We start from the raw sequence: 14,391 nt of genomic DNA on the forward strand, positions 1-14,391 counted from the left end.
TGAATCCAATTAATCTTTCAATAAACCTTTAATAATTTGCTCCATGCGCATGCCGCGTGATCCCTTGACTAAGATCACATCACCAGGCCTCAATATCCCCCGCAGCACCTCCAATGCCTCAGCATTGTTTTGGCAGCACACTATGCCACCCGGTATACCACCCGACATATGCGCACCCTGGGCCGTTTCCCGAGATAGCTCCCCTACGGTGACCAGATGCGCCACATGATGGCGCACTACTGCGGCACCCACTCGCCGGTGTCCTTCCACATTCCCGGTACCCAACTCCAGCATATCACCAAGCACTGCCACCGACCGCCGGGTATTCGCGGCTATTTCCTCTAGAGCCTGCAGGGCTGCGCATGTAGAGTCGGGATTGGCGTTATACGCATCGTTGACTATAGTTACAGTGCCGCCATTAATAGTCGCATCCACAACATCCATACGCATACCGGATAAAGTTACCTGAGATAAACCTGCAGCAGCCTGCTTTGGACTCAAGCCAAGCATTATACCCACCCCAAAAGCAGCCAGGGCATTTTGCACATTGTGTTGTCCCGGCAAAGGCAAAAATACTTCCTGCTCAACGTCACCCATAACCACAGTAAAACGGTTACCGGCACCTTCCCTGCAGACATCTCGAGCGTAAACATCCAGTCCCGGCTCCAGGCCAAAGAATAAAACCTGGCCATGACAACGCCGCGCCTGCTCCCGGGCTAATTGGCTGTCCCCCGGCAGTAGAGCGAACCCATCCGCCGGGATATGCTCCAAGAGTTCTCCCTTGACCCTGGCAATATTGGCCGGTGAGCCTAATCTTTCCAGGTGAGCTGTGCCGATATTAGTTATAACAGCACAAGTTGGCCGCGCTATCTGGCACAAAGCATTAATTTCCCCGGAACCCCGCATAGCCATTTCAACAACTGCCGCACTATGCTTTTGTGTGAATTCCAGTAAGGTCAATGGCAGGCCGATTTCATTATTAAAATTGCCCTTTGTTTTTAAAACCGTCCAGCAACTTTCCAGCACGCTCGCCACCATATCCTTGGTGGTGGTCTTACCGCTGCTACCGGTGATGCCCACAACTGGTACCATAAACTGACGGCGATGATATGCCGCTAAGGCTTGCAAACCGGCTAGAGTATCACTCACTTTAATTACCGGAATCTGAACCCGCAGCCCTTTTATATCACGGCTTAAGACCAGTGCAGCAGCCCCGCCTTCCACAGCCTGCTCGACAAAATCATGTGCATCGAAATTTTCTCCGCGCAGGGCGAAAAATAAGTCTCCAGACAAAATCTTCCTGGTATCGATACAAACCCTGGATACTGCAACCTTCTCGTCGCCCTGTAACAATCTTCCGCCGATAGCCCGGTACACCTCGCCCACCGTCATAGTCTTCACAAGTAAAATTACCTCCTCACAACTAACCACGGACTGCTGCTTATCATTATACGCAACAACTAATAAATTTACATCCTTTTAAGCACTCCCAAAGCGGCTATAGCCTCCTCACGGTCGTCAAAATGCAAACGCCTGCTGCCGATAATTTGGTAATCTTCATGCCCCTTACCAGCAATGAGCACCACATCACCGGGAGCAGCACTGCAAATAGCTTGCCTAATGGCTTCCCGACGATCAGGAACCACCGTAAAAAGTGCATTTTTCACCCGGCGAACACCGGCCAGGATATCCTCAATAATATTTAATGGTTCCTCGGAACGTGGGTTATCAGAAGTTACTACCGCCATGTCACTCATCCGGGCGGCAATTTCCCCCATCATAGGACGCTTAGCCCGGTCCCGGTCACCCCCGCAACCAAACACTGTAATTAATCGGCCAGTGGTAATATCCCTGGCAGTGGTCAAAACATTTTCCAACCCATCTGGAGTATGCGCGTAATCCACCACCACTGCAAAAGGCTGGCCACGGTCCACCAGCTCAAAGCGGCCAGGTACCCCAGTTACCTGCTCCAGTGCGTTCTTAATCGTGGACAGCGGTATATTGTCCGCCACCCCCACAGCCACCGCTGCCAGAGCATTATATACGTTAAACATGCCCGTCAGGTGCAACTGTAAATCAATCTTCCCAACAGTCGTCACTGCTTGAAAAGCTACCCCCCTGGCCGTTACCCGTACATCGCGGGCTTTTATATCAGCGTCCTGCTTCAACCCGTATCTCATAACAGGTACATGGCAGGCAGCCATAATTTGTTCCGCCGCCGGGTCATCAACATTGACTACCGCCCACTTACGCCCCGGGTTATAGTCATTCTGTTCTAGCCCGGCAAATAGTAAACTTTTTGCCTCCCGGTACTGCTGCATATTACCATGAAAATCCAAGTGATCCTGGGTCAGGTTAGTAAACACCGCCGTGTCAAAGAAGCATTCTTCCACACGGTTGAGTACCAACGCATGGGAACTTACTTCCATGACCACCGCCTGCACCTGCTCAGCGGCCATTTCCGCCAGTAATTGCTGCAAATCTGCCGATTCAGGGGTGGTATGATCCACAGGTAATATCCGTTCCCCAATGCAATTATGTATAGTACCGATTAACCCCGTTTTCATTCGGTGCTTACGGTAAATAGCATTGATCAAATTAGCAGTTGTAGTTTTGCCGTTGGTGCCGGTCACCCCCACCATTTTCATTTTTCGGGCAGGGTAATCATAAAAACGGGCCGACATCTGAGCCATGGCTTTACGGGTGTTTACCACCAGCGCCCAGGATATGCCCTCGGGCACAGGCACCGCTTCCTGCAGTATAACAGCGCAAGCACCGCGTTCTACGGCATCGGGCACAAATAGGTGGCCATCTGTTTTAAAGCCCTTTATGGCTATAAACAAAAAATCTCGTTCCACCTGGCGTGAATCGTAAGCTATACCGCGTACTTGCCGGTTCTCAACCAGCGATACGTCCAACAGCGAAAGACCAGCCAACAGGTCCGATAATAACACCCGCATTCCCCCTTAGTTATTATAGATTATTTCCATTATTAGAACATTTATCCTAAGAGCGGCTAAAAACACTTCCGCCGGGACGGCTAAATAACCGCCCGGCGGATTATTTCACGTATGCTGATTTTTAGTACGATCATTTTATTCGTATGGGTTTAGTAAATTACTTTGTATTTGAGCAGTCTCAGAACCCCCCGACGGTGGTTGTACAACCTCATTATCACTGGGTGGAGCAAATTTTACCTTCACAGACGTTCCACTCGTTACCTTTGTACCGGGGTTAATACTTTGCGTTACAGCCAAACCACTGCCTTCAGGCACCAAACGCAAACCAATCTCCTCCAGTAAATTACCCGCCTCTTTAATGGTCAGGCCTTTTAACATAGGTACTGTAATTAACTCACCCTCCTTGCCCCTTTGTTTGATGGGCTGCAGGGTTAAAATTACACTGGTGCCATATTTAACTCGTCCCCCGGCACCGGGCATCTGCTTATTGACGATGTTCCCCTCGCCACTCGTCTGGTACTGCAGCCCTGCGGCTTTGAGTACCTTAACAGCTTCATCAAGGGTGTAACTAACCACATTGGGCACCGTAACATCAGCAACAGGAGTCTCAACCTCCCAGGGCTTCTTGGGCTTTTTCTGGCTGGGTATTTCCGGTAGGCCCAAGTAGCGCAAAGTATCCCGGGCAATACCCTGAAACACCGGAGCTGCAACTACTCCGCCATAATATGAGCCACCCTGAGGCTCAGCAATAACCACCAGCGCAACCATTTTGGGATCATCAACTGGTGCCATCCCGGCAAAGGAAGCCACATATTTGCCGCTCACATAACCACCCTTTTCACCCACCACCTGGGCTGTGCCGGTTTTACCACCTACCCGGTAGCCTTCCACAAAGGCGTTACTGCCCGTACCTTCGGCTACCACGCTTTCCAGCAAACTACGCAATTGGCGTGAAGTCTCTACCGACACAACCTCGCGTACTTTTTCGGGTTTGATTTTTTCTATTGTCTTACCGTTATATTGCAATTCCTTAACCAGCTGCGGCCTCATTAGCACACCGTCATTAGCCACGGCCGCAGCAGCGGAAACCAATTGAATAGGTGTCACGGCAATAGACTGCCCGATGGACATAATGGCTAAATTCAGATTGGTGGCCTGTTTTTGGGGTATAATTATTCCGCCGGACTCACCTGGTAAATTAATACCCATTGGTGAGCCAAAGCCAAAAGCCTTGATATATTTATAAAAGTTATCCTTACCCAATTCCATGCCCACTTCAGCAAAACCGGGGTTACACGAATTCTGCACCACTTCGGCAAAGGTCTGGCTACCATGGCCACCGGCTTTCCAGCAGCGCAAGTTATGGTCAGCCACTTTAATAAACCCTGGATCATAAAAGCTATCCCCGGGATGCACCGTTCCTTGCTCTAAAGCCGAAGCAGCCGTTACAATTTTAAATGTGGATCCGGGTTCATAGTTATACCAGATGGCAGGATTTTTATCCCAAACCTCACGTGGTGCTTCCATCCACCGGTTAGGATCAAATGTAGGACGGTTGCCCATAGCCAAAATACCACCGGTTTCGGGATCCATCACAATAGCCAGCGCAAATTTTGGGTTATACTGGGCCACCACCTTGTCCAGCTCTCTCTCCACAAAGTACTGGATTGTTTCGTCAATCGTCAGAACAAGGTCGTAGCCCGGTTTGGGAGGTATATACTGGTGAATCGCTTCGGGCACTTGCCGACCGGCAGCATCGTATTCAATCACAATCCGCCCTGCTTGACCCCGCAATTCAGCATCATAGCTTTTTTCAATGCCAATTAGTCCTTGATTATCGGTTCCTGCAAAACCAAGCACATGGGGGGCCAGGGTAGGATGCAGGTAATAACGCTTACTCTCTTCTACAAAACCAATCCCCGCAAGGTTAAGGTCTCTGATTTGCTGCGACGCTTTATTATCTACCTTACGCTTAATCCACTCAAATGAAGATTTTTTGGTCAACTTAGCATATACTTTGTCAACGTCCATACCCAATATTGGTGCGATCTTTTCGGCTGCTTCCTGTGGATCCTTTACATGGCCAGGAGTAGCATATATAGAATCCACACTAATACTGGTCACCAATTCATTGCCATTACAATCTAAAATAGCACCCCGCTTGGCTTCTACCGGAATGTCTCGCATACGCACTTCAAGCGCTTTTTTTTGCAGTTCACCACCGTGGACAAACTGCACCCAGGCCAGCCTGCTCATTAACACGACAAAAAAACCACTGGCTATAATAAGCACCCAGGTCAACCTTTTGCGCATCCCCATATTGGTTCCGTACATTCATCAAGACCTCCAATTTTCGCGCATCTTAACCTGTTTGAATACTTGCCTCCCACAAACTAACCATATCGGCGAAGGTCCGGATCAGCCAATTTTGCTCCCGCTGCTTTGCCATAAAGGAATCCGGGGAATTAGCTTCGCCGCTTACCGTATCGCCGTTATCAGACTGATTTATTACCGGGCTGGCTTCCTTTACTATCACAATCTGATCGTTTTGTGGTTTAACCATACCGAGTTTATGCACCGCTATGGTTTCGATGTTTTCCAGACTAGTTAATTGATTTACTCGCGCATACAAATCATGGCTTTCAACACGCAGCCGGGTGAGCTCTCTTTCCGCCATGTTGAGCCGGTAACCGGTAATTAGCACTTGAGCGTAATAATAAGCAACAATCACACAACAGCAAAAGCTCAGCAACACCAAGCCGGTCAGGGCTAACTGGTCCCGTCTAGGCAGCCCGCGCACTGCCCGGCGCCTGCGTACACGTTTTTCCTGCACAGGCAGCTCCGGTAAACCATAATATTCTGCATTATATTCCGCATTTTCCCTGGCTACTATCAAAACTTATTCACCCTCCCGGCTGTTTAGAACTGAGCCTATTTTTTCCACAACCCTCAGTTTAGCGCTGCGTGAACGGGGATTCTCCTCTAACTCTGTACCAGACGGAGTTACCGGTCGCCTGGTCACCAGTTTAATCAAAGACTTCCGGCCGCATACACATACGGGGAACTGCGGTGGACACGTACACGGCTGTGCCAATTCTTTAAAAGTATCCTTGGCTATGCGGTCCTCCAATGAGTGAAAGGTAATCACACAAAGCCTGCCTCCTGGTCTGAGCAGCTCAACGGCCGTCCGAAATGCACAGTGTAATATATCCAGTTCATTATTCACCGCAATGCGCAAGGCCTGAAAAGTTCGCTTGGCTGGATGCGGCCCCTCCCGGCGGGCACGGGCAGGAATGGCTTCTTTGATTATCTCCACCAGTTCACCTGTAGTTAAAATTTCATTTTTTCCTCTGGCCTTAACAATAAATGCAGCTATTCTGGCCGCCCAACGTTCTTCACCATAGCGGCTGATTATGGAAGCCAATTCTCGCTCCGGCAGTTCATTGACCAAATGCCTTGCTGTAACCGGGCCGGTAGCGTCCATGCGCATATCCAACGGCGCATCATGCATATAACTAAAGCCCCGTTCAGGGTTGTCCAGTTGATAAGAACTAACACCTAGATCAAACAAGAAACCATCCACTGCTGTTAAACCCAACTCGGCCAGTACGCGAGGTAACTCTTTAAAATTTGACCGAACTAAAGTATATCGGCCGGCAAAGGCTGATAATTTTACATCTGCCGCCGCCAGGGCATCAGTATCTTGATCCAACCCTACCAAATGCACTTTAGGGCTTGAGTCAAGCAGAGCATAGGCATGCCCGCCCCCACCTACAGTACAATCAACATAAACTCCTGCCTCACCGGGGTTTAATCCATGTAATACTTCATTCACCATAATCGGTCTGTGGCTGAAGGGGATTTCGTAATCTTTTATATGCAAATGATCACCTTGTTTTGCTAAATGCCCAAATCTAAATCTACTATCTTTTCAGCAATTTCTTCTACAGAAGATGCTGCATTTGAATTATATTCTTCCCAGCGTTCTTTGGACCAAACCTCAACCCGGCTGGCAATGCCTGCTACCACTACTTCTTTGTACAGCCCGGCATACTCTCTGAGATTGGCCGGTATTAATACTCTTCCCTGTTTGTCAATTTCGCACTCGGCAGCACCGGCAAAGAAAAATCTAACGAAGGCCCGAGCATCTGCTCGGGTGAAGGGCAGGGAACGCATTTTTTGTTCCAATGCCGACCACTCTTCCATGGGGTAGGCGAACAAACAGCTATCCAAACCCTTGGTAACGATGAATTTATCGCCCAGGCCTTCGCGGAAGCGGGCAGGTACAATAAGTCTTCCTTTGGTATCTATAGTATGATGGTATTCACCCAAAAACATGCCGGGCACCCCACTGCTCTACTTTTATAAACCACTTTACTCCACTTTGTACCACTAATTTATCATTCTATATCTTTTCGAAATCTCCTTCAATTAGATATAATAATTTCCCATTTATCTTCTCACTTAAAAAATAAAAACCAGAACTGTAAGTTTCTGGTTTTTCAGTAATACAATTTAATCTTAATTGTTTGTTAAATAAATATGCATTAGATTTGCTCTTATTTTATCAGTGAAATTCTCTGTGTTATAAAATTACCCCGGCTATCTTTCTTTCATTTTCTAAAACAAATCTCGCAGCATCCTCAAAAATAAACACAGACGGCTTAAGCTAAAACGTCCTGGCAACAACAACACGCTGCCGCCATCTCCCAGTCGACATACCCTCGGCACACGCAAATGTATCAAGGCCACCCCCGCAGGCAAATATTTGTTTGAAATTTGACCACAACTAATCAAACCTATCGCATAATTATGAACCCAAAACTAATATTTTTGTATAGCCAGCTTCGACTAACATTGGCTCAATCTTATCAAATGCATACCCCACCAACCCCGGTTCATGGGCATCGGAACCCGTAGTTACCGGCACGTCATACTTGCGGCATGCCTGCAGCAGGCCTAATGCAGGGTAAATTTCCTGCGCAGGCACTCTAAGCCCGGCGGTATTAATCTCCACAGCAACGCTCGCTTCTGCAAAAACACAGGCAGTTTGTTCATATAACTCTCTTAGATCACCCCGGGGCCGGTAACCAAATTTTTTAATCAAATCCGGGTGGGCTATTACATTAAAAAGCCTGCTTCGGGCGGCCTGCTGCACCAGATTGAAGTATTGGCAATACAAGTCATCTATATTCATATATTTATATTTGTGCAGGTAAGCCGGATTATCAAACCCCCAACCGTCAATATAGTGCACCGAGCCCAGCACATAGTCAAACGGGTACTGATCCAATACTTTAGCCAACTCCGGCTCAAAGCCTGGCATGTAATCAGCCTCAATACCCAGTTTTATAGGAATACCAGGAAAAGCCAGCCGCATTTTTTCCACTTCCGCCACATATTCCGCAAGGTCTTCCTGGAACATGGCAATGCCCGGATCCCGTTCTTGAGCCTCGAGCCAGTACATAGGTATATGATCGGCAAAGCCTATTTGCGGCAACCCCAAAGCCAGCGCTTTTTCTACGTATTCCCGCATTTCCCCCCTGGCATGCCCGCAGCGAAATGTGTGGATATGATAATCAGGCAAAAGCATTGCTGTCGCCTCTCCTTCTGCTTTCAATAAATATGGTCTATATTTTATCCTGTATTGAGAGAAATCCTGCCGATATGATGCAGGATTTAGCGTTTCCAGATGTATGTTAATGTTCTTTGTAAAACTATTAGACATTAGCTTAATAACTGCTTTAAATTATGTATTCACCGCCATTTCCCTAACTTTCTCTGCAAGCTATCTGCCTAATTAATTGAAAAGCCGGAGCGGCTTACTTAAAAGGTATACTGCTAATACCCGTAGCCAGAACCCGGGGCTGTAGAAGCCAACCAAAATTCCCCTAGATAAATTTACTACTAATCAATCAGGTTAATTATATAACTTTCGCTTGATATCATCCAGGACCTCGGTAGCAGCCAGTTCCCCCTGTCTAATGAAGTGCCTGGCACGCGTTATATCCCAGGGATCTGCGTTAATTATTGGCCGTATCTCTACATCGGCGCAGCCTTCTAATTTCAAATTAATACCCTCGGAAATAACAATTTCAAAACTCTGGGTCAATAGCTTAAAGATATTGCCTACCTTGGCCACTCCGCGTCCACCGTAGCCAACATCCACGGCAATAACGAAATCAGCTCCCATACGACGCAGGACATAAGCCGGCACATTTTCTCTGACTCCACCGTCCACCAGGATACGTTCCCCAAACCGAACCGGTTCAAAGATGCCTGGGATTGCAACACTTGCACGGACCGCAAGTGCAATAGAAAAACCCTTAACAAATTCATCCGCAGGGGGAATTACTCTGCGCAATTCTTCGGGCGTATTAACTGCCATGAAAGAATGCGCTTCATAAGGAGCAGGTAGACCCTCTAAAAACACGACCAGCGTACCATCCCGCACATCTACAGCTGTTATGCCCAGCGGAATCTCGGTTTGACCAAACAAACGGTTTCGCCCCACGTGCTTGTTAACCAGCGTCTCTATCCTGTTTCCACGCATTAAACCCAAGGGACTGCGCAATGGATAGGGCAGGTGCAACACGCGGGAGATAACATCACCGGCAATTAACAGTAAATTTAAATAGATGGAGCCATAATCAAAAAGATCATTAGATCTCAATTCCAGCGCAATCTCTTCAATACGCTCCGGGCTATGACCTGATGCATACAAAGCGGCCACAATGCTGCCGGCACTTGTACCAGCCACCATGTCAATAGGGATGCCGGCTTCTTTTAATACTTTCAATACACCTATATGTGCCATAGCGCGCATGACCCCACCACCTAAAGCCAATCCCACCAATGGTCTGGTAGCCATAAAAAAACCACCGCCTCATTTCAATTTACAACCATTGTATGAATAGACGGTAGGTATGGTGTGTGCCTTGATAACAGTGTACCGGTTACTTTTCGTTTTTGCTCACACAATCCCGGCACCTGCCATAAATTTTCAGCTCGTGGTTGCTGATGGTAAAATCATAATAATTAGTAACCCGCTGTTCTAAATCCTCTAATAAGTCCTCGTTCATTTCAATAATTTTCCCACACTTAATACAAATCAGGTGGTGATGTCTATGACCATCATTGTTTTCGAGAGTAAGTTCATATCGTTTGCGGCCATCGCCAAAATCCATGCTTTGGATAATATCAAAGTTAGAAAATAACTCCAGCGTCCTGTAGACTGTAGCTAATCCAACATCTGGATCTCTTTGTTTTACCAGGTTATACACATCCTCTGCACTAAGGTGCTTGTCTTTATTATCGAAAAGCACGCAGAGCACATGTTCCCGCTGGGGAGTCATTTTGTATTCGCGAGAGCGTAAGATATCCTCAACTTCGTCGATTACCCTACTCATTAAACCACCACAAAAACAAAAATATCTTCTGTGTTCAGTATATTAACCAACTTTGTAGCGCAGCTTTATGTTCTTGCATGACTCTAAACTCCATCGGCCAAGTTCCATCTCCTTTTGGCAAGTGACTTACTTCTCTGTCGTTAATGACATATGTCTATTATTCTTATTATACATCCTTAATGGCATATATCAATAATAATTTTAATTATCTTTAGATAAATATAACCCCGTCAATATGAACCATGTCAATAAATTAAACTAGTATTACCAGCTTCTTATTCTTCTTCTCCGGGAGCGGCGTCTACGCAAAAGCCATGCCTTTATGACAAATTTAATAAATTGCAGCAATATCAAAGCTGTCAGCCCTATTCCGCCCCAGAACCACCAGTAGCTGTTGATATTGCGGTCCACTGGGTATGCGGCCTGCAGGGGCACCCGGCCAAGTTCTTTAGTACCGGATGTCAGCACGAGCTCACCCAATTTATCTCCTTCTTTTAAAGGGGCACTAATATAGTCATTCAGCTCAACAATACGATTAACCTGTTGTTTTTCCCCTACCGGGAAGTTGTAATAAAAAAAACCGGCGGTTTCTACAATAGCATTTTTTGTCCCGTGCTGAACCTCGGCGTCAGTAATCATTTCCCGCGGTTTAACTAGTTGCACAGGCGTGAAGTTTTCAAATCCATAATCCAGCAGCATTGCAGTGTCAGTCCACAGGTTATTACCCTGAGTATTCAACACAACGGCAATTAATTCCCGGTCTCCCCGTTTAGCCGATGCCACTATACACTGCCCTGCATCTACAGTGTAGCCGGTTTTTATGCCATTAGCACCTCTGTATGCGTAGCGGCCATTGCCCAGCAGTTTATTATGATTATAGAAATCCTCCTGCACCGGCCCGTAGATACTCTCTAATCTTTCCACTTCCGACAGTAATTTTCCGGACATATTTTTTTTACGCTCCGCTTTATAATTGAGAGTCCGTACTATCCGGCGAAAAGTGATATTTTGCATCGCCTGCCGGCTGATTAAAGCCAGGTCTAGGGCAGTAGTATAATGATTTTTGTTCGGCATTCCATGCGGGTTAACAAAGTTGGTTTTTTTAGCCCCCAATTCCCTAGCACGATTATTCATCATCTCGGCAAAATGTTCCACTGAACCTCCCACATGCTCGGCAATGGCTATAGCTGCATCATTGGCTGAGCTAAGCATAAGGATGTATAGCAGGTGTTGCATCGGCACTTGTTCACCGGGCTGCAAACCAACTCGAGAGCCGCCTATTTCAGCCGCTCGCCGGCTCACCGTAACCAACTCTTCTGGAGAAGAGTTTTCCAGGGCTAATAAAGTTGTTATGATCTTAGTAGTACTAGCAGGGTACATCTTCCGAGTGATATTTTTTTCGTATAATATCTGCCCCGTCTCAGCATCCATTAATAGCGCCGCCTTTGCCAGTGGCTGCGGCGCAGCGGCGGGAGCAGCCATACCGGGTAATGCCAAATAAAATGTAAACAATAAAATAACCAGCCAAGCAACAACTTTCTTCATCAAGTTTTCTTCTTTCCTTTACATTACAGTACGTAACATCTACAGCTAATTGTAATTTTAACATAAGTTGTCTGCTCAACCAATAGTCTGCTACCAGCGGGTAAAAACAATATAATAAGATCATAAATAAATATTCAAAGCTGTAAATTACCCGACGGTTACAAAATCCGTTAAATTTTATTTATTAGATTAACCGTCAATCATTACAGAGCCGACTAGAAATATTGCAAGCCGGTAATAATAAGAACTAATATCTGACCAAAGGGGGCATTAGAGAATGGCTAATATTGATACCGCTGGAATGGAAGTGGCTAGTTTAAATGAAGAACAGCTAAATTGTTTAATTACTGCAGAAAAAGAGATAAACCAGGCCCCAGGCAAACAGGAAATTTACTTGTTAGCAGTACAAAAATAGCTAAATTAAATAAATAAAACTTGCCAAATAGCACATCAAAGGGGCTCTTCTTAAAGAGATCCTCTTTAAGCATATACAGCAAGTATTTTATTGCTCAATACACCCATAAAAGCTAACTTTCCCCTGCAATCATGATTAACAATTCTATAGTTTTGCACAGCAGCGCCCAGCGATTCGATATGTTCATGCCCGGTATTACCCCGGTGCGCTCCGGTGGCTACCAGAAATATAATCTCGTTTGGCTCAACCCCGGCTTTCGTTAAACTCTTTAGCAAAGGCGGCAAAATATAATTGTATGGTGTGGGGCGGGTATGATCGTTAACCACGATCACCACCATCTTCGGACGTCTGTTTTTGATTATCTCTGCTAGTCCCGGTGAAGCAATCGGATTATGTAATGCCGCTTCGATTAAGAACTCAGGATTGTTAACCGGCGGAAAGCTTGGTTTAACTACCGTTCGCACATGTTCATCTCGCAGCTCCAGCCATAGCTAACTGCGCCCAATTTCATTTCAAATTGCATGAACACCTTACCTCATTAGGCATTTCGCTTAACAAATTACGGGGCACATTTTACCATCAAGCAAGCTCCATGCATAAATTTTACCAGTAAACGCACCCGTTTGGTTCCCTCTGCGTGTGCTTTTCATAATTTCCTAAAGTACAAAAAAACCGTTTAGCTGGGAAATAGTATAGCCAAACGGTCCTACGATATACAGTTTAGCTCAGCCGGTCAGAAAAAATATACATAGCATAAGCAACGAGCAGGTTGTAAAGAACAAGAAAATAAACAAAAATACAGGATCAACAGCCAGCCGGCCGATGACAATTTTTTTCGGCCCGCTATTCCTTTCCTGTCCATTTTCGTTTGCCAAAGTCATCTCCCTTTGCCAATATTAATTTAAACAATAGTTTATCCCCGGTACACAGTACTACAAATATTGGTTGCGCATTTTGTCCAACTCGAGCTTTAGTTCTTCAGCACTTTTTATTTTTCTCCGTATCCTTTCAACATATGAAAATCTACTAGGGTTTTTCATATCATCCATTCTTGCATATATCCCGGCTCGCCTGCCTAGCTGGTAGTTAACTTTTTCCTCCGGTTTCATACCCAGATAGCGGTCAATAATACCTAGCATTTTGTCGCGATCGCCTGGCAGGGTACCCTCTAATTCCTGTAGTAAATTCAGGATATGGTCGCTCACTACTGTTGTTGTTACCCCTTCGAGGGACTCAAGCAATAAACGTTGTTCGTGAACTATCTCATCCTCATCTAAAGGAGTAAAGGCACCACTGGTTAACATATCATGCAGAGGAGTATTTTTAAGCACCGACAGAGTTCTAAATCGTAAATAATCAGGATTCCCCTTGTTGATAACTGACGCAGTTTCCAGAGCATGTTCCCGTGAATGTTCCCTGCCGCCCAAACCGGGCATAATATACCAGCATAGCGATATACCGGCAGCTCTGGTTTTCTGAGCTGCTTCAATTAAGTGCTGGGCTGTAATACCCTTTTGAACCATTTTCAGTACTACGTCTGATCCCGATTCCATGCCCATGTGAATTCTGGCCAGACCGGCTTCCCGGAGTTCCCGCAGTTCATCCACACTTTTTCTGGCTACCGTATTAGCCCTGGCATACATGGTAATTCGTTCTACCGAGGGCAAGGCGGCACGCAAATATTTGATAATCTGCACGATATCACTTGTTTTTAATACTAGTGAATTAGCATCCTGCAAAAAGACATTTTTACCACCATAATGAAGCCATTGAGCAATATGGTAATGCAAATAACCATAGCTCGATCCCGCCTCGCTTACCACTGTACTGTTTACCCGACCGCCCAATCCCTTATTCCATGAAATTTGCTTGACCTGCTCTGCAACCTGGGCTACCGTATCAATGTCCCGTAGTATATCTTCAATCGGGCGACGGCTAAACTGCTTGCGCTTGTATGTTTTGCAAAAGGTACATTTATTCCACGGACAGTTTCTGGTAACCCGGATTAGCAGACTGGATGCCTCGCTGGGTGGTCTGATCGGACCTTGATCGATTTGCATAC

Annotated in this window: 14 protein-coding genes; 1 reads left to right on the plus strand and 13 read right to left on the minus strand. The window is 46.2% G+C overall.

What is annotated here, in order from left to right:
• Positions 1 to 9 precede the first annotated feature (9 nt).
• From SPSYN_RS10030 to SPSYN_RS10075, 10 genes are all read right to left on the minus strand, one after another.
• Positions 10 to 1,392 carry a UDP-N-acetylmuramoyl-tripeptide--D-alanyl-D-alanine ligase gene (locus SPSYN_RS10030; RefSeq protein WP_161822396.1) on the minus strand — a complete coding sequence of 461 codons (1,383 nt, stop codon included), beginning with the start codon at positions 1,390 to 1,392 and terminating at the stop codon, positions 10 to 12.
• A gap of 77 nt (positions 1,393 to 1,469) precedes the next feature.
• A complete protein-coding gene (locus SPSYN_RS10035) occupies positions 1,470 to 2,954 on the minus strand; it encodes a UDP-N-acetylmuramoyl-L-alanyl-D-glutamate--2,6-diaminopimelate ligase (RefSeq protein ID WP_202623803.1) in 1,485 nt (494 codons plus the stop codon).
• 141 nt (positions 2,955 to 3,095) lie between these two features.
• The gene (locus tag SPSYN_RS10040) at positions 3,096 to 5,294 is read right to left on the minus strand and encodes a stage V sporulation protein D (RefSeq protein ID WP_161822360.1); all 2,199 of its coding nucleotides are present in this window, start codon (positions 5,292 to 5,294) and stop codon (positions 3,096 to 3,098) included.
• A 28-nt stretch (positions 5,295 to 5,322) separates the two neighbouring features.
• Positions 5,323 to 5,856: a cell division protein FtsL gene (locus SPSYN_RS10045; protein ID WP_161822361.1), complete on the minus strand. Its 534-nt coding sequence runs from the start codon at positions 5,854 to 5,856 to the stop codon at positions 5,323 to 5,325.
• 3 nt (positions 5,857 to 5,859) lie between these two features.
• Positions 5,860 to 6,822 carry a 16S rRNA (cytosine(1402)-N(4))-methyltransferase RsmH gene (gene rsmH, locus SPSYN_RS10050; RefSeq protein ID WP_202623809.1) on the minus strand — a complete coding sequence of 321 codons (963 nt, stop codon included), beginning with the start codon at positions 6,820 to 6,822 and terminating at the stop codon, positions 5,860 to 5,862.
• A 38-nt stretch (positions 6,823 to 6,860) separates the two neighbouring features.
• A complete protein-coding gene (gene mraZ / locus SPSYN_RS10055) occupies positions 6,861 to 7,298 on the minus strand; it encodes a division/cell wall cluster transcriptional repressor MraZ (protein WP_161822363.1) in 438 nt (145 codons plus the stop codon).
• Positions 7,299 to 7,770: 472 nt separating this feature from the next.
• Positions 7,771 to 8,553, minus strand: coding sequence for a histidinol-phosphatase HisJ family protein (locus SPSYN_RS10060; protein ID WP_161822364.1), 783 nt, complete (start codon positions 8,551 to 8,553; stop codon positions 7,771 to 7,773).
• 327 nt (positions 8,554 to 8,880) lie between these two features.
• Positions 8,881 to 9,831 carry a patatin-like phospholipase family protein gene (locus tag SPSYN_RS10065; RefSeq protein ID WP_161822365.1) on the minus strand — a complete coding sequence of 317 codons (951 nt, stop codon included), beginning with the start codon at positions 9,829 to 9,831 and terminating at the stop codon, positions 8,881 to 8,883.
• Between the two features lie 85 nt (positions 9,832 to 9,916).
• Positions 9,917 to 10,369 carry a Fur family transcriptional regulator gene (locus tag SPSYN_RS10070; RefSeq protein ID WP_161822366.1) on the minus strand — a complete coding sequence of 151 codons (453 nt, stop codon included), beginning with the start codon at positions 10,367 to 10,369 and terminating at the stop codon, positions 9,917 to 9,919.
• Positions 10,370 to 10,633: 264 nt separating this feature from the next.
• Positions 10,634 to 11,914, minus strand: a complete 1,281-nt coding sequence (locus SPSYN_RS10075; RefSeq protein ID WP_161822367.1) for a D-alanyl-D-alanine carboxypeptidase family protein — start codon at positions 11,912 to 11,914, stop codon at positions 10,634 to 10,636.
• A gap of 277 nt (positions 11,915 to 12,191) precedes the next feature.
• On the opposite strand from SPSYN_RS10075, the gene SPSYN_RS15755 reads away from it, so the two are divergent.
• Positions 12,192 to 12,329, plus strand: coding sequence for a hypothetical protein (locus tag SPSYN_RS15755; RefSeq protein WP_202623804.1), 138 nt, complete (start codon positions 12,192 to 12,194; stop codon positions 12,327 to 12,329).
• A gap of 65 nt (positions 12,330 to 12,394) precedes the next feature.
• On the opposite strand, the gene SPSYN_RS10080 is transcribed toward SPSYN_RS15755, so the two are convergent.
• The 3 genes from SPSYN_RS10080 to SPSYN_RS10090 form a co-directional block, all read right to left on the minus strand.
• Entirely contained in the window at positions 12,395 to 12,814 is a 420-nt protein-coding gene (locus tag SPSYN_RS10080; RefSeq protein WP_341478873.1) for a lactate racemase domain-containing protein, read from the minus strand.
• Between the two features lie 240 nt (positions 12,815 to 13,054).
• On the minus strand, positions 13,055 to 13,204 hold the full coding sequence (locus SPSYN_RS10085; RefSeq protein WP_161822369.1) for a hypothetical protein: 150 nt from the start codon (positions 13,202 to 13,204) through the stop codon (positions 13,055 to 13,057).
• 57 nt (positions 13,205 to 13,261) lie between these two features.
• Positions 13,262 to 14,389, minus strand: coding sequence for a radical SAM protein (locus SPSYN_RS10090; RefSeq protein WP_161822370.1), 1,128 nt, complete (start codon positions 14,387 to 14,389; stop codon positions 13,262 to 13,264).
• Positions 14,390 to 14,391: the final 2 nt, after the last annotated feature.

The organism is Sporotomaculum syntrophicum, from assembly GCF_009932395.1.
GTDB classification, from domain to species: domain Bacteria; phylum Bacillota; class Desulfotomaculia; order Desulfotomaculales; family Desulfallaceae; genus Sporotomaculum; species Sporotomaculum syntrophicum.